At 67.0% G+C, this 14,345-nt stretch carries 17 protein-coding genes and 1 pseudogene; 11 read left to right on the top strand and 7 right to left on the bottom strand.

Annotated elements, in window-relative coordinates; all coding sequences use genetic code 11:
- Nucleotides 1–259 precede the first annotated feature (259 nt).
- The 4 genes from D7X99_RS44740 to D7X99_RS34215 all read left to right on the top strand — a co-directional run bounded on the left by D7X99_RS44740 (nt 260) and on the right by D7X99_RS34215 (nt 2,628).
- Nucleotides 260–556 carry a hypothetical protein gene (locus D7X99_RS44740; protein WP_306465341.1) on the top strand — a complete coding sequence of 99 codons (297 nt, stop codon included), beginning with the start codon at nt 260–262 and terminating at the stop codon, nt 554–556.
- Entirely contained in the window at nt 484–876 is a 393-nt protein-coding gene (locus D7X99_RS44735; RefSeq protein ID WP_368667813.1) for a DUF4230 domain-containing protein, read from the top strand. Before D7X99_RS44740 ends, D7X99_RS44735 begins: the two co-directional genes overlap by 73 nt.
- 144 nt (nt 877–1,020) lie before the next feature.
- Nucleotides 1,021–1,266, top strand: coding sequence for a helix-turn-helix domain-containing protein (locus tag D7X99_RS34220; RefSeq protein WP_121781426.1), 246 nt, complete (start codon nt 1,021–1,023; stop codon nt 1,264–1,266).
- A gap of 42 nt (nt 1,267–1,308) precedes the next feature.
- Nucleotides 1,309–2,628, top strand: a complete 1,320-nt coding sequence (locus D7X99_RS34215) for a type II toxin-antitoxin system HipA family toxin (RefSeq protein ID WP_199756404.1) — start codon at nt 1,309–1,311, stop codon at nt 2,626–2,628.
- A gap of 206 nt (nt 2,629–2,834) precedes the next feature.
- Here the strand turns inward: D7X99_RS34215 and D7X99_RS43280 are convergent, their stop codons facing one another.
- Nucleotides 2,835–3,026, bottom strand: a complete 192-nt coding sequence (locus D7X99_RS43280) for a hypothetical protein (RefSeq protein ID WP_199756403.1) — start codon at nt 3,024–3,026, stop codon at nt 2,835–2,837.
- A gap of 869 nt (nt 3,027–3,895) precedes the next feature.
- On the opposite strand from D7X99_RS43280, the gene D7X99_RS42980 reads away from it, so the two are divergent.
- From D7X99_RS42980 to D7X99_RS34190, 5 genes are all read left to right on the top strand, one after another.
- Nucleotides 3,896–5,098: a hypothetical protein gene (locus D7X99_RS42980; protein WP_158627114.1), complete on the top strand. Its 1,203-nt coding sequence runs from the start codon at nt 3,896–3,898 to the stop codon at nt 5,096–5,098.
- 355 nt (nt 5,099–5,453) lie between these two features.
- Nucleotides 5,454–5,741: a hypothetical protein gene (locus D7X99_RS34200; protein WP_121781424.1), complete on the top strand. Its 288-nt coding sequence runs from the start codon at nt 5,454–5,456 to the stop codon at nt 5,739–5,741.
- 94 nt (nt 5,742–5,835) lie between these two features.
- Nucleotides 5,836–6,000, top strand: coding sequence for a hypothetical protein (locus D7X99_RS43275; protein WP_171805291.1), 165 nt, complete (start codon nt 5,836–5,838; stop codon nt 5,998–6,000).
- On the top strand, nt 5,997–6,266 hold the full coding sequence (locus D7X99_RS34195; RefSeq protein WP_171805290.1) for a hypothetical protein: 270 nt from the start codon (nt 5,997–5,999) through the stop codon (nt 6,264–6,266). Before D7X99_RS43275 ends, D7X99_RS34195 begins: the two co-directional genes overlap by 4 nt.
- 4 nt (nt 6,267–6,270) lie before the next feature.
- A complete protein-coding gene (locus D7X99_RS34190; protein ID WP_121781423.1) occupies nt 6,271–6,639 on the top strand; it encodes a DUSAM domain-containing protein in 369 nt (122 codons plus the stop codon).
- Between the two features lie 191 nt (nt 6,640–6,830).
- Here D7X99_RS34190 and D7X99_RS43995 read toward each other — a convergent pair.
- From D7X99_RS43995 to D7X99_RS34165, 5 genes and pseudogenes are all read right to left on the bottom strand, one after another.
- A pseudogene (locus D7X99_RS43995) lies at nt 6,831–7,157 on the bottom strand (DUF2381 family protein); the annotation flags it as partial.
- A 222-nt stretch (nt 7,158–7,379) separates the two neighbouring features.
- A complete protein-coding gene (locus D7X99_RS43270; protein WP_233613938.1) occupies nt 7,380–7,604 on the bottom strand; it encodes an IS66 family insertion sequence element accessory protein TnpB in 225 nt (74 codons plus the stop codon).
- 87 nt (nt 7,605–7,691) lie between these two features.
- Complete coding sequence (locus D7X99_RS34175; protein ID WP_121781421.1) at nt 7,692–8,654, bottom strand: DUF4238 domain-containing protein; 963 nt, start codon at nt 8,652–8,654, stop codon at nt 7,692–7,694.
- A 773-nt stretch (nt 8,655–9,427) separates the two neighbouring features.
- The gene (locus D7X99_RS34170) at nt 9,428–10,348 is read right to left on the bottom strand and encodes a DUF2381 family protein (protein ID WP_121781420.1); all 921 of its coding nucleotides are present in this window, start codon (nt 10,346–10,348) and stop codon (nt 9,428–9,430) included.
- A gap of 26 nt (nt 10,349–10,374) precedes the next feature.
- Nucleotides 10,375–12,222: a serine/threonine-protein kinase gene (locus tag D7X99_RS34165; protein ID WP_306465340.1), complete on the bottom strand. Its 1,848-nt coding sequence runs from the start codon at nt 12,220–12,222 to the stop codon at nt 10,375–10,377.
- 194 nt (nt 12,223–12,416) lie between these two features.
- Between D7X99_RS34165 and D7X99_RS34160 the strand changes: the two genes are divergently transcribed.
- Together D7X99_RS34160 and D7X99_RS34155 are read left to right on the top strand one after the other, a co-directional pair.
- Entirely contained in the window at nt 12,417–12,764 is a 348-nt protein-coding gene (locus D7X99_RS34160) for a helix-turn-helix domain-containing protein (RefSeq protein ID WP_121781419.1), read from the top strand.
- A 41-nt stretch (nt 12,765–12,805) separates the two neighbouring features.
- On the top strand, nt 12,806–13,165 hold the full coding sequence (locus D7X99_RS34155) for a helix-turn-helix transcriptional regulator (protein ID WP_121778336.1): 360 nt from the start codon (nt 12,806–12,808) through the stop codon (nt 13,163–13,165).
- 4 nt (nt 13,166–13,169) lie between these two features.
- Here D7X99_RS34155 and D7X99_RS34150 read toward each other — a convergent pair whose 3' ends face one another.
- On the bottom strand, nt 13,170–14,339 hold the full coding sequence (locus tag D7X99_RS34150; protein ID WP_121781418.1) for a serine/threonine-protein kinase: 1,170 nt from the start codon (nt 14,337–14,339) through the stop codon (nt 13,170–13,172).
- Nucleotides 14,340–14,345: the final 6 nt, after the last annotated feature.

Here is a 14,345-nt window from a genome sequence, read left to right as displayed (position 1 = left end):
TGGCGGAGCCCCTGCCGGACCGGTTTGGCCGAACCCGCGCGGTCCACGCCGTCACGCTTCCCGGGCTCCTCACGTCCGGACCTGATTGGCCGGACCGAACAGCGACCTGATTGGCCGAGCCTTGACACCCAGGGCCTCCACCTCCGCGTCCGTGTCAACTCCACGAGTGTCGACACCTTCCCCAGGCGCCCTCCAGGAGCCCGGGCCGACACGCTGCCCCAGGGCGCCCTCGTCACGGAAGCAGGTAGATTCACCCTCAATGGCGAACGTCCTCACGCGAGCCCTCCCCGTCCTGGCCGCAGCCGCGCTGGGCGCGCTGGTGGTCTGGGTGCTGCTGCGTCCGGTGTCTCCCCAGCTGTCGGACTCGGCGACGGTGGTGGAGCAGATGCGTGAGGTGGCGCAGCTGGAGACGCTGGACGCGTCCCTCTACAAGAGGGTGACGTTCACGCCGGAGCCCAGGCCACGGACGCGCTGTGGAAGGATGTGCTGCTCTGGATCAGCTACACGCGCCAGAACCCGCACGGGCGCGCCATCGTCTTCGCGGACGCACGCCTAGGCTTCGACTTCCAGCGCTTCGATTCGAGCCACCTGCGCCCGGTGGGCACGCGCGTGGACGTGCTCCTGCCCCCGTTCCAGGTAACAGTGGTGCTGAGGCCAGGAGAAACGGAGATCGTCGACTTCACCCTGGACAGCGCGCAGCCGGCACAGCGGAGGGAGAAGGCCCGCCTTACCTTCGAGCAGGAGGTGCGGCAGGACCCTCGGCTGAGGGAGAAGGTAAGGCGGTCGGCGGAGCGAGCGCTCCGAGGGCTGCTCCTCACTCTGGGTTTCAGGGAGGTGCGCTTCGTGGAGAAGTTCCCCGCCGGAACTTCGGGGTGATGGCTTCCGGGGGCGTTTAAGTGGAGAAATATCTGCTCGGGCAGATAATGGGAAAATATCCGCTCGGGCAGATAATGGGAAAATATCCGCTCGGGCAGATAATGGGAAAATATCCGCTAAACGGTATATCTCGCCGGAGAAGTCATGCGCCCCTATCCAGTCCATACCCCCGAGCAACTCGGCGCGATCCTCAAAGGTTACCGTCGGGAGCAGGACATGACCCAAGGTGACTTGGCGCATCGAACCGGCCTTGCTCAAAGCGCGATTTCCTTCGCGGAAACCCACCCGGAGCGAATCGGAGTCGAGCGCCTGTTCCGCATCCTCGCGGGCTTGAACGTCGAACTCGTCCTGCACGATCGGCGAAGCCGGCCCCCCTCTTCGGAGTGGTAGCACGTGGCACGCCCCTCAAAGAGCCGCGCTCTCGACGTTTGGATGAATGGCGAACGGGTCGGCGTCTGGACGATCCATCGAGGAGAGCACCAATTCAACTACGACAAGGACTGGCTCCTGTCGCCTCGGGCCCGACCACTGTCCCTGTCCATGCCACTGCGTCCTTCCGATGAGCCGTATCGGACGGATGTCGTCCAGCCCTTTTTCGACAACCTCCTGCCGGACAGTGACGAGATCCGTCGGCGGATGAGTTCCCGTTTCGGCACCGCATCGACTTCACCCTTCGATCTACTGGAAGAGATGGGCCGCGACTGCGTTGGAGCAATTCAACTCCTCAGGCCCGACGCCGCCCCTCCTGACATCCGTGATATCCAGGGACGAAAGATCGCGGATGCCGACATCGCGAAACTCCTCGCCCAGGTGAGAGCCCCCAACCTGCTCGCACAGGACGACGACTTCCGGATCTCCCTCGCGGGTGCGCAGGAGAAGACCGCGCTGCTCTGGCACGACAACGCCTGGTGCGTGCCCGAGGGAACCACCCCCACGACCCACATCTTCAAGCTGCCCATTCCCGCCTCCGAATTCGAAGTCGATGTATTCAATTCCGTCGAGAACGAGTGGCTGTGTGCCCAGCTCCTGCGTCAATACGGGATCCCCTGCGCGGACTCGCGGATCATGACCTTCGCGGGGCAGCAGGTCCTGGTCGTGACGCGCTTCGACCGAAAACTGTCTTCAAACGGCGAATGGTTCCTGCGACTCCCCCAGGAGGATTTCTGCCAGGCCACCAAGACTCCACCCGGCAAGAAATACGAGAAAGAAGGTGGCCCCGGCATCCTCAAGATCATGGAACTCTTGCAAGGCTCGAATGAAGCCCTGCGGGACCGCGAGGACTTCCTCAAGACCCAGTTCCTTTTCTGGCTGATGTGCGCCACCGACGGCCATGCCAAGAACTTCAGTGTGTTCATCGAGCCAGAGGGGCGCTTTCGGCTGACGCCGATGTACGACGTCATCTCCGTGCATCCCTATCTGGGACGAAGGCAAACCCAGGTTTCGCAGCACAAGGTGACGATGGCGATGGCCGTCATCGGCAGGAACCGGCACTACAAATGGAAAGAGATCCACGTGTCGCACTGGCTCGAAACCGCGCGCAAATGCGGCATGGCGGCGGCACCCAAGCTCTTCGCGGAGCTGATCGAGCGGACGCCTGAAGTCATCGAAAAGGTGCGCGCGGCCCTCCCTCCGAACTTTCCCGACCGCATCAGTGGTCCCATCCTGGAGGGCCTAGCCGATAAGGCGGAAGCAGCGAAGGACGGCCTCGTCCAACCCGCTTCACTCCCCTCGCACCAGGGTGGCATCCAGTAGGAACATCCCGGGCACGCCGTCCGACGCGTGTCCCAGCGAAGCGAGTAACCGCGCCGACTCCGCGTCCTGTTCGCGGACCAAGAGCGCCATCTCCCGTCGGCCTAGGCTCACGCGCAGAGGGCCTCCACCCGTCGCAGCGTCCAGCCTGCGCCGCTGCGCCTGGGTGAGCAGCCGGCGCCGTCGTGTCCGTCCCCGCCAACCACCCCTCAGACGCCGGAGAACACCTCCGCCAGCCGCACCACTCTCTGGTCCACGACGACGGGCCGCACGTCCGCGGGGCGCATCTCCAGGTTGTGCCAGGCCGAAGCGTCCACGGTTTCGAGCGTCAGCCGGGACTCGCCCGGCGAGGAGGCCGGCAGGTAGCGCACGAACTCCGCGTCCTCCAGGACGTAGAACACCTCCAGCCCGCCGGCCCCGGCCGGAACAGCGCGCCCTGGGCACCGGCCACGAAGCCCGCGGGCCGCAGCACGGGGCGCAGCGCGTCCAGGGACACGCCCGTGGGCTCCACGCCCGACGACAGGCCGCCCAGCCTCGCGGCCAGCGCCTCTACGTGCGCGATGAGGCCTTGGGTCCCCCGGGGCCTCCTGGTAGGCCGCGAACAGCGAGCCCAGGTCCACGCGGCCCACGCCGCCCGAGGCCAGCTACACCAGTAGGTCCTTGCCCTGGCGCCGGAAGGCCACGCTCCCTCAAGCAGGGGCGGAGCCGGGGCTGGAGGAGGAGAGCCCCGCCTTTACCGGGACGGAGGAGGAGCCGAGGAAGGAGCGCCCCCCGTTTGGACTGGGCCGGGCTGCTGCGCAGGACGTTCGCCCTGGATGTGTTCGCGTGCTTGAGGTGTGGAGGCAGGCGACGGGTGTTGGCGTACGTGAAGGGAGCAGGAGGGGCGAGAACGATTCTGGAGCGCCTGGGGTTGCCCCGACCGATGGGTGCGCACCTGGCCCCTGCGCGAGGGCCGCCCCAGAGCACGGGTGTTGAAGCACAAGCCGCCACAGCCAGCCAAGACAGCCAGGCCCCTGCCGCGCCCCTCCTGGGAAAGCGGCTGGGCGGGGCTGGCGTGTGTCTGCTGGAGATGAATGGCTTCCGCGCCGGCCCGGCGTGCGACTCATGGGCTGACCGTCAGACTCCCCCACCTCCCGCCCTGCTCCCGCCCGCTACGCCCAAGAGGGCTCCTGTCCTTCCCATGCTCCGCGTGTCCATCGTTCCGCGAGGCCATGCCACACGTGAATGCATGGTCTCCCACTCCGCGGCTGCGAGTCCGCGGGGAGGGACCATGACGGAGACACTGGAAGTCGTCCCACGGGAGCGCGAGGAAGGCGCGGCGGTCCTCCTGCGTTCCTGGCAGCTGACGAGGGCGCTGCTGCAGGAGCTGTCCCCCAGGGACCTGCGCACGGGGCGCTGGTTCACCCAGCTGCTGTCCATCTACCTGCGGCACTACGACACGCACCGGCTGCACGCGGTCGCAGCGGCGAAGGGGACGGGCGCTGCCACCACCGAAACCCTCATCCGGCAGGCCTGCGAGGCGGCCTTCCTCACCGGCGCGGGGAGTGGCTCGGTCACCACCGGCATCACCGCGGCCTCGGCGGACGCGGGCGTCGTCGGGTTGATGGTGGCCCTTCCCGCATCGGGGATTGTCGTCACGGCGGAGATGATCGTGCGGGCCCGCATCCACCTGCGGCTGGCGTGCGACCTGGCCAGCGCCTTCCACATCCGCTTCGACCCGGAGGACCCCGCGGATTTCTCGCGACTCTACGCCCTCCTCCGTGGCGGGGGGCACGACGAGGAAGAGGACCCGCTCGGCCTGGAGCGCGTGGAGCACCTGTCGCAAGCGAAGGCGACAGACCTGGGCGAGGACCTGGGGGCGAAGCTGCTGGGTGACAGCGTGGCGCGCAACATCGTGCCCTTCCTGAACGTGGTGACGTCCTCCGTGGACAACTGGCGGCGCACCCGGCGGCTGGGCGACTCCATGCTGCGCTACGTGCGGCTGCGCCGCGCGCTGGAGGACGCCGACGCGGCCCTGCGCGAGGTGGCGCCGCGGAACGAGAGCCTGCTGATGGAGAGCGCGTGGTTCCTCTTCGTCTCCGACGGCCGCCTCCGCGAGGAGGAGTCCGCCGTGCTCACCCACGAGCTCTCCCGGCTCACCCCGGCGCGGCGCAGGGAGACGCTGGTGCGCTTCGTGGACGACGAGTCCGAGTGGCTCCAACGCCTGCGCTCGGCACCGGCCAGCGCGCGTGAAGTCCTCCAGGAGTCCTTGAACGCGCTCGCCGCCGCGGACCTCGCCGTGACCGAACCCGAGCGGGCCCTGCTTCAAAAGGCCGCGCAGGCCCTCCACACCTCCCTGGACAGCGGGCACCTGGAAACGCTGGTGCGGCGCTACCGCGAGGAGGGCGTGGCCCACGCGCCCAAGGCCCCGGCCGCCGTGCCACGCGCATACCCGGCGGCGCGGGAACAGGAGACGCCGGCGCGCATCCACTGAGGTCCCATCCCCGCCCCTCCAGGACCTGAAGAAGGAGTTCTGTCGTTTCAGGAGTTCCGCCGGACCTGCACGGTGATCACGCGGCGCCCGAGCCGCCACGTTATGGCTGGGGGCATCCATGACATCACCCGGTAGGCCCTCGCCTGGCGTTGCTGTCGGAGGTAGTTTGCAGGAGGGATGGTTGCACCCGAGTTTGCCGGCTCGGGGATGGCCTCGAAGAGCTAGGAGTGGTGCCTCTAGCGCTCCTGGCCCTTCGCTTCCGCGACCGCATCCTCTGGGCGGCAGGCGCGACGGAAGCCATCAGCCAGGGAGATAGGTAGAACCGACACCCTCGGCGCTCGTGCCCGCGCGTGCGATGTCCGCGCCGTGCCCCACCAACTACAAGACGAAGACGCCGCGGGAGCGGCGCCGGGCGCGCGCAGGCGCCACGCTGGCGGTGGAGCGCGGCCTGCGCGAGGTCCACCAGGGGGACACCGTGCGCCTCAAGGGCACGGAGGCGACGGCGGAGGTGACAAGCGTGGAGGCCACGGCCTCGCTGCCCATCTTCATCAGCTTCCACTCGCCAGACTTCGCGCCGAAGGAAGGGGAGGTGCTGGATCTGCTGCCGAAGCCGGGCGACGAGCTGCCCGCGCTCATCGCCTAGGCGCACCGCGCCTCGGGGTCGGCCTCCATGCGCGGCCCCGGCTCCCTCTTGCGAGGGATTGAATTTCAACCAAAACAATAATAGACATACATACATGCACAATCGGAACACCCGATTCGTGGCCATGGTCGTGGCGGCACTCGCGCTGGTGGGGGCGGGCTGCGGTGGCGGCGCCCATGCCCAGGCGAGCGCCGCCGAGCCCAGCGTCACCGCAGTGTACCTGGCCCAGGCGCAGTGTGGCCCCAGGACTCCACGGTGAGCTGCTGCGTGAAGACGCACCCGGGCAACCCCGCGCGCTGCGGGGCCACGGACTTCGAGGCAGAGGAAGTCCTCTTCGGCGCCAGAGTCGCCAAGGAGTTGGCCCGGGAGGACCTGCCGGAGTGGAAGCGCTACTGCATGAACGAGTACGCGAAGTGCCAGGAGCAGGACTGGATAGGGTCCTGCTACGACTGCTTCCGCGCTTGCGAAGGACAGCAGGGCGAGTGGCCGCACGACAGATGCTTCCGGCAGCGGAAGGGGCGGTAGCGGCATGGGGCAGGACATCAATTGGGACGAGGTGCGTGCGCTCGCCGCGCGCGTCGAGGCCGGCGAAGCACTCGCGCTCACCCCAGACGTGCGCGAGTTGCTGCTGCGTACTGCGCGCGAGGTGGCCATCCCTGAGCCGGATGCGCAGGCCGCCGTCCAGGACGCAGCTGCTGCGACTGCGCTTCTGCGCGAGGCTCGCTCGCGGATCCGCGATGGCTCCATGCGATTGGCACGCACGAGGATGCTGGCTGGGGACCTCTCGAAGGCGGGCGATAAAGCCGGGGCCCGGAAGCTGCTGGAGGACCTGCTCGCCGTGGAGGTGGTGCCTCTCTACCGGGAGCAGGCGGAGCTGGAGTTGGAGGACCTGGACTGACCGGCGCTCACGCGCACCGCAGGCACAGCACCAGCCACTTCTTCTGGACGCTGGTCCCGCGAGTCGTCTCCTTCAGCACGAGCGAGCCCTCGCGCGGGGCCACCTGGGCGCCGCACCGGCAGAGCCCAGTGCGGAGGTTGGGGCGCCTGCCCTGCTCGGCGCTCGCGCACATCAGGTGCCGCGTGCCGGTGGGCGAAGAAGACTCCCATCTCCTGCTGCTCGTCCTTCCGGGGGTCGGACACGGCCTGAACGATGACCGACCGCTCCCCCGCATCCAGGACGCGGATCCACGACTCGTCGAAGGTAAGGGACTTCCGCTGAATCGGGGAGGGGAACAGGAACAGCGTCGGTGTGTCCTGGGCGATGTGGACCACGGGCAGAGGTTCACCTGCGGTACTCGCGACGGTGACAGGCCGTTCCCGTCTGACGCGGCCACCAGTTGGTGGCTCGGCGTGCGCCGCAGTTCCCCACGCGAGCGCAAGCGCGAGGGGAAGGGCCAATCTGAAGGGTTGGAGCAAGGATGCGTGACCTCTCGAATGGGAAAGCTACCATCGCGAGCGAGCGCGCAGTCGGGCTCTTTCCTACAGAGGACACCGTCCCATGTGAGCGGCGGTGCACCTATTACCGAAGCAGGCTGCGCGAACACCCTCTCACCGCCCCAACGCGGCGACGAGCCGGGCCACGTACGGCACGTCGGTACCTACGGCGAATCGCACCCGCGCCCCGCTTACGGCCACCACCTACAGGAGGGGCTCCGTCGCCGCGGGACTCGTCGCCACCTGCACCGATAAGAGTCTCATCGGATCGACTCGCACCAGCGCGGCCCGTCGATGCCGGTACACCCACGACTGCAACGTGCTCAACCGCACGCCCCGCGCCAACGCGAACTCCCGCTGCGTCTGCCCGCTCGCCTCGAAGGCGTCCGCGACGCGCGCCCACTCCGGCCTCTCCACCTGCTTCGCCATGCCCGAAAGCGTCCGCTGCGCGCCGCTACTCCGGCAATCCCTCACGGCACGTCGTAGGCCGGACGGTTACCAACGGAAAGGTGGCGGTCATGGCTTTGGAAGGGCGGCGATCAACTTCTCCATGAGCGCCTTCGACCCAGCTGCGAAGGTCGTACTTTGGCTAGCCGTGACTCTGTTCATCCGCCAGATAGCCTCCGGGTCGGCAAGATCGATGATGGTGATGGTGTTGGGTTTAAAGCCGAGGCCGACGGCCACGTCCGACGCGACGGGAAGCCAAGCCTCGGAGTCGGCCTCAAGGAGGCTTCCCTGTTTGCGCACGATCGGGAGACTGCCGAGGGCGAAACTCTCGCCCGGCGCGGTGATATGCAGCAGCGCCAGCCCGCGCGAGGCCAGAATCCCAAGCACATCGCCTGGGGTGTGGCGAATACCATGGACCTTACCGCCCTGGGCCAGACGCTTACGCTCTTCGGGTGTATCAAGCTTGTCGACGGCCGCTTCGGCCTTGGGCCCCAGCGCTCGCATCTTTGCGAATATTTCGTCCAGCAAGACATCCGATTGGGTAAGGGAGCCGACCTTGGCGTGGACATCCGGCACACGCTTCCACTGAAAATAAAAATAGACATCCCAGCCTGAGCGTTGCTGAGCCGTCAATTGCGGTGCATGGCCGATTCGCGCGCCGGCCACCAACTCTTTGAGAATGCCATTGGCTTCACTCTCCAACTTGGAGAAGTCTGACTCCAGGCTGGTGTCCTTGACGCCGTCGGCGGCCTCGACCGTGTAAAGGTGGGTCTCGGCAAAAACTGCCTTAGGAGGCACGTGGAAGAGCGACCCGCTTTTCTTGTTGAATGCCCAGAGCTTGCCCTTGTCGTCGGTGAATCGCTCTGCGTGCATCTGAGCAACGAAGTGATGGTTTTTGGGGATACGCTTGTCGTCGCTGGCCATGGACGTTTTCCTCGGGTCAGGCAATAACCATTCGAACAACTGCTTCTCTCCGTCTCTTTCCAAGTCTGCGAGCGTCTCCAGACACTGGCTCACGCCGAGCAACTCCATGCCGTGCGCCTCGCCTGCGTATTCTCGGACGCAGATGGCGTCGCCGTGGCTGTAGATGTATTTGGCCGGAATGCCGGAGGTGTTCGAGAACGACCTGCACGTAAAACGAATCCTGTCCTTGTCGAATGCGACGCTAAGCTACGCCCCACACTTTGTCGCCGCGCATGGCCTTGCTCTCCCTGGCAGACTGCTGAAGAAGTCGGCGGCATAGGTTATTGGGCGGGCTACCTTGTGATTCACCACTGCTGGCAGGTCCAATGCTGCTGCGATGAACACCGGCCACGCCCAAGGCGACTGATGTCCCCGGCCAGTCCGCGTGGCCCATTGGGAACAGATGACGTGCTGGACCGACTCCGCGACGAGTTGTTGGAAAGAGCGGCGCGAACAGCCGCCGCTGCCATATTGGAGTCTCGAGGCCGCCCGGGAACTGGAGATCGCCCATGAGGCCCTGGAGCCACCCAAGTGACCACCCGCATCCAAAGAAAAAGCCTGGCAACCCGTACTGGATTGCCAGGCTCTTTCACTGTGGAGGCGGAGGGAATCGAACCCGCAGCACGGAACTACCCAATTCCGAGGCAGGATCGCCTTGACCCGCGATTTTGCTGGGGATTTTTCCCGTCCGCCATCCCAGCCCGTACCGCTGCGTACCGCCTGATTCCTCCGGGGAGGGGCTATATGGGGGCAACGGACGCTGCCTCCGGGCAGCCCAGCAGAAGAGCGCCGCGCCCTACGCCCACCTTCGACCGACAACACCCGACTGGTCGCATCTTTCCCTACGGGAACGTAACGTTGCCGAGCGTGATAGTTCGCGGCCCGTCTTCCTCCCACAGCTTGAGCGAGAAGGATCCCTGGGCTGTTTCTGTCGCGGCATCGGCCTCCACCACAACGAGACCGAACTCTCCTATCGCGATGGGTCGCTGCTGCCACAGACGAAGCACGTTCAACTCTACCCCGGCCTTGCCTCGAAGCGCCGCCCCCTTCGCGACCCATGGCGGAGCACCCGCCTTCACCTTCAGCTTGATTTCGACAGCAACCCCCGTCGCGGACCGGTAGCTCTTGACGGAAGCTGCCTCAATCGCAATCGCATTTCCAACCGCCTGGGCGATGTCCTTGGTCACGACTCGTCCGGTCACTCCGTGCTCGTCCAAAGCACCAGAGGACACGAGACCTGCCAGCCCGCCCGGAGCGCTCTGTTCAGCCACCAATCGTGCGACGTCGCCCTGGCAGTGTACCAACTGCGCACGAACCTCCCTGGCTTCTTGCTGATACGTCTCAAGCGTCCGCATGTCGCGATAGACCTCGACGAGAGGCTCTGCCTTGGCGGGATGGACCCGAAGAAGGAATGAGGCGCTTGCTGGCGCCGCCCCATCCCGGAACCGCACGACCAGACGCAGCCTCTCGCCAACAGTCAAACGTGCCGAAGGCACTAATCGCAGAGTGGCCTGTCCCTCATCCACGAGGGAGAAACGGTCCCTCCCCTCCAGCTCGACTTCGTCGCGCTTCAGGCCAGAATCGAAGAGGAATGTCGTCGAAAGCCCAGCGCTGATCGCAATCTCGGGTGCGGAGAGAGCATCGTCAGGAGTCAACTCGACTCGGCGCACGCCCGGCAACGAAGCGGCGGCTTCCGATTGAGCGACCGACGCTCCACTGGCGAGCAGGATCCCCAAGAATACGACGAAAGAAGAAGAAGGCACTCGGCGATGGCTCCCAGGCGATTCGGCTACTCGAACTCGCGTACCGCCCTTACTTGACCTGTAGTGAAGATCCGAGCGCTGGAGGGCGAGTCGTCTCCAGGCTCGCGGGCCATGCCTCGGTCCCCCTCCTCCGCGAGGACCTCCAAGCACACGGGAAAGCTGTCGCCCTTCGGAGGCGTCGCCCAAGTGAGGCGCCCATACACACGCTCACCCACGATGAGCCGACCAGACAGCACCGTGTTGCTTGGCATGTCCCCCCAATGGCCAGCCAGGACCAATTGCGTCGGGCCCTCCCTCACCGAGATGACCCTCGGCAGGCCGTCGGCGAAGACAACGGTCTGTTTTCTCCCGATGCCTATCCCCAACTTCGACATCGCCTTGACAGCTCCAACCGGGCAAGGCTCAGGCGGAGGCGCCGGGCGCATCTGCGGACCTGGGCACGCGAGTGCCGTGCATGCCACCGCCGCGCCGACAGCACGGACCATGACGCTCATGCCCTTCTTCGTGGGCTTCGAGGGGAGCTGAAGGGGCTGCGTCTCTTTCGGCTGCGTCGTCACGGTGGCTGAAACCTCCTGGAGCGTCGCGGGGAGAGCGACGGCCGCAGCGGTGGCCTCCGGCCCGGTGGGAGCTGCGGCGCGATCAGCTTGAGGTGACTTGCCAGAGGGCGCTACTTCCTGACGGGTGGGGACTGGCCCAACGACGCGTGACGTCCCAAATCCCCACACTGCCCCCGCCAGAACGAGCACCGCTGCGAGCGCCGCCCAGGCACGGAAGACCCCGCGCTTCTCAGGCGTCACACGCACGGTCGTCGCGGGAGGCTGCACGTCATTCGCCACGGCAGCCGCGCCCATCGCTTGCGGCGGCTTCGGGGAAATGCGTTTGCCTCGACGAGGGCGGTGTCGGGGCTGGTGCCGCCACTGCTCGAAGCTGTCGATGTCCTCCCCTTCCGTCGTCGCGGAGTCCTCGGCATACGCGTCGCAGAGCGGCACGTCCCACGTCGCGTCCGCACCGCGTAGCGCCTGCTCCAGCGACTCGCAGAGAGCCTGGGCACTCGAAGTGCGAGCATCGGGCGTCTTCTCCAGCAACCGCAGGCACACGTCGCTCAGCGCCCGGGGCACGCGCTCGTTCTCCTCGTGCGGCGGCGTGGGCGCGCTGGAGAGAATCGCCTCCGTCAAGCTGGCGCCGTCCTCGCCATCGAAGGGGAAGCGCCCCGTCAGCAGCCGGTAGGAGACGAGGCCCAGCGCCCACAAGTCGTCCGCCGGCCCCGCTGTGTAACGAGCGTCCCGTGCCTCAAGGTGAGCACGCAGGAAGCGCCACGCCTCCGGGGAGCGGTAGTCCACCGTCCCGGGCGGGAGGATGTCCGCTGTCAGCTCGCGCGCGCCCGTGTAGTCGCCAATGCCGAAGTCCACCAGCTTGGCCAGGCCGTCCGAGGCTCGCACCATGACGTTGGCCTCCTTCACGTCCCGGTGCACCACCCCATCCGCGTGGGCAGCTGCGAGCGCCCGTGCCACGCCCAGCAGCACGCGCGTCACCTGCCGCGCCGTGGGGTTATCCGCGTCGGCCCAGGCGTCCAGCTGACGCCCTTCCACGTACTCCGTAGCGATGACGATGAATTGCGGCTGGGCCACCGGCCAGTAGCCATGGCCCAGAATCCGCACCACGTTGGGGTGATGCAGGCGGGTGAGGATGGAAACTTCGCGCTCCGCCCTCTCGCCTACGCGCGGCAGGTGCAGCAGCTTCAGCGCGAAGCGCTGGCCCTCGCAGTGCGCGAGGTACACAGTGCCGAAGCCGCCCTGCCCCAGCTGGCGCTCCACCGTGTAGCCCAGCACCTGGGCCCCAGGAGACAGCACGGCAGGAGGTGGCCCCCGCATCATCGCGTCCGTCCTTCGGGCTCCCAGGCCTCTCGCATACGGCATCCTCCCAGCGGGGCGCGGACCCTACCAGAAGCGTGAGAAGCCCGGGAATCCCTCCCTCTGGTCGTGCTCCTCAGAAAAGACCCAGAGAGTCCATTGATATCGGACCAACCTCCAGCATTCACTCTTGGTCGGCTGTCAGTTACGATTCCGGCATGGCGCGCCCCTCCTCGCAGCCGGCCCATTCCCAGCCCCTCGCCAGCACCATTGGTGACGCCGCGCGGGCCGCACGTACCCGCCTGGGCCTCACTCAAGCCGAGATGGCCCAGCGCGTGGGCCTCGCGCATGCCGTCTACAGCCGCATGGAGCGAGGACGCATGCTTCCCCGCGTTTCCACGCTCCAACGCCTGTGCGGCGCGCTGGGCGTGACCCCGGACGAGCTGATGGGCCACACGCCACCTTCCGACGACCTGCCTGCGCGGCACCAACTCCTCCTGCGTGTGCGCACCCTGGACGAGCCCCAGGTGCGGGCGCTGCTCTTGCTGCTTCCCGAGTCCCGGTAAACGGCCCGGCCGCGCTTGCCCTCGGATACGCTTCGCCCGCCATGAACGAGGAACTCGGCATCACCATCGGCACGGAGGCCCGCGCTGCCCGCCAGCACCTGGGCCTGACTCAAGCCGAAGTCGCGGAGCGCGTTGGACTGGTGCACCCCGTCTACAACCGCCTGGAGCGCGGGAAGATGCTTCCCAGCGTTCCCTCCCTCTACCGTCTCTGCCGGGAGCTGCGGGTGTCGCCCGAGAAGCTGATGGGCCTGACGCCCACGGGCGACGTGCGCAAGGCCACGAAGCCCAAGCCCAAGGAAGAGGACGCCCCGGAGCTGCGGCGCCTCCTCCACCTCGCGCGCAAGCTGGACGCGGAGGACCTCGCGGCCCTCCTCCACGTCGCCTCGGCCCTGGCGCGCTGAAGCCTTACTCTCGCTTCAAGCCCTCCAACTCGTGGGCCTCCAGCCCCTCTGGGAAGAAGCGCTCCTCGCCGAACTCCACCTCGTCACGAAGGGCACTTCCCTCCGCCAGCACCTGGGCCCATTCCGCTGCGGCTTCCTGCCGGCCGTAGCCCGGGTGCCGCCTAGCCAGGGCAACGCGCATCGCGTCGCGCATGTCCGCCGCCGTGGCGAACCTCTCCTTGGGGTTGGCGCGCAACGCGACATGCAGCATGGCCTTCACGTCCGGAGAGAGTGAGTCCACGGCCTCCTCGACGTCCTCCGGCCCAAAGCTGTCCAGCAGCACCTGCATCTGAGTGAGCGGCAGCGAAGGGAGGATTTCCGGCTGGAGGCGGACCATCCCCTTGAGCGGGCGCGGCACGTCCTCCACGTCGAAGAGGTGCTTGCCAGTGAAGAGTTCCACCAGCAGCACGCCCAGGCTGAAGACGTCAGAGCGAGGCGAAAGCGGCTGCCTCGTCAGGTACTCCGGCGAGGCATACGCCACATCGCCCCGAACGAGACTCGCGGGCGACTCCTCGCGCCCCACCACCAGCGAGTACGCCGCGCCGAAGTTCGTCAGCTTCACCTCGCCCTGCGTCCCCACGTAGACGTGCCGGGGGTTGACGTCGCGGTGAATGACGCCCAGCGACTTTCCGTCCACGTCCGTCAGCGTGTGCGCGTGGTGCAGCGCCTCCGCGAGCTCCGCGCCGACATAGAGGGCGAAGGCCTCGGAAACGGGCCGGCCGCGCGCCACCCCCGCACTCACCAGCGTCTCCAGCGAGGGGCCGTCCACGTACTCCATGACGGCGTGCAACGCGCCCTTGTGCACCTTGCGGTGAAACACGGTGGCGATGGCCGGGTGGCGTAGACGGAAGGCCAACTGAATCTCCTCCCCCAGCCGCGTGCGCTGCATGAAGGTGGAGGGGTTCGCCAGCCGCCGCACAAAGCAATAGCCGGCCAGCTTGTTGCCCCGTTCCGTGAAGCGCTGGGCCAGCATCAGCACCTCGCCCGTCTCCATCAACACCAGTTCGCGGATGGCCTCGTACCGGATGCCGTCGATGGTGAAGAGGTGCAGGGGCCTCTCAGGCGTCGGCGGAAGCTGCCTGTGGCGCGCGGAGGCTTCGGTGCGCGCCAGGTCGTCGGTTGTCGTGTCGGGCATGGCTCC

Source organism: Corallococcus sp. AB032C (assembly GCF_003668935.1).
Lineage (GTDB): Bacteria > Myxococcota > Myxococcia > Myxococcales > Myxococcaceae > Corallococcus > Corallococcus exiguus.
This window is presented reverse-complemented; position numbering and strand designations above follow the sequence as displayed.

What these genes read in the sequence shown, in the direction of transcription:
- D7X99_RS34165 (WP_306465340.1), bottom strand. Translation starts at nt 12,222, where the DNA reads ATGATGCGGGGGCCACCTCCTGCCGTGCTGTCTCCTGGGGCCCAGGTG.
- D7X99_RS44740 (WP_306465341.1), top strand. Translation starts at nt 260, where the DNA reads ATGGCGAACGTCCTCACGCGAGCCCTCCCCGTCCTGGCCGCAGCCGCG.
- D7X99_RS34150 (WP_121781418.1), bottom strand. Translation starts at nt 14,339, where the DNA reads ATGCCCGACACGACAACCGACGACCTGGCGCGCACCGAAGCCTCCGCG.
- D7X99_RS34190 (WP_121781423.1), top strand. Translation starts at nt 6,271, where the DNA reads ATGGGGCAGGACATCAATTGGGACGAGGTGCGTGCGCTCGCCGCGCGC.
- D7X99_RS34155 (WP_121778336.1), top strand. Translation starts at nt 12,806, where the DNA reads ATGAACGAGGAACTCGGCATCACCATCGGCACGGAGGCCCGCGCTGCC.
- D7X99_RS42980 (WP_158627114.1), top strand. Translation starts at nt 3,896, where the DNA reads ATGACGGAGACACTGGAAGTCGTCCCACGGGAGCGCGAGGAAGGCGCG.
- D7X99_RS34160 (WP_121781419.1), top strand. Translation starts at nt 12,417, where the DNA reads ATGGCGCGCCCCTCCTCGCAGCCGGCCCATTCCCAGCCCCTCGCCAGC.
- D7X99_RS34215 (WP_199756404.1), top strand. Translation starts at nt 1,309, where the DNA reads ATGAATGGCGAACGGGTCGGCGTCTGGACGATCCATCGAGGAGAGCAC.
- D7X99_RS34220 (WP_121781426.1), top strand. Translation starts at nt 1,021, where the DNA reads ATGCGCCCCTATCCAGTCCATACCCCCGAGCAACTCGGCGCGATCCTC.
- D7X99_RS43275 (WP_171805291.1), top strand. Translation starts at nt 5,836, where the DNA reads ATGCACAATCGGAACACCCGATTCGTGGCCATGGTCGTGGCGGCACTC.
- D7X99_RS34200 (WP_121781424.1), top strand. Translation starts at nt 5,454, where the DNA reads ATGTCCGCGCCGTGCCCCACCAACTACAAGACGAAGACGCCGCGGGAG.
- D7X99_RS34175 (WP_121781421.1), bottom strand. Translation starts at nt 8,654, where the DNA reads ATGGAGTTGCTCGGCGTGAGCCAGTGTCTGGAGACGCTCGCAGACTTG.
- D7X99_RS43270 (WP_233613938.1), bottom strand. Translation starts at nt 7,604, where the DNA reads ATGGCGAAGCAGGTGGAGAGGCCGGAGTGGGCGCGCGTCGCGGACGCC.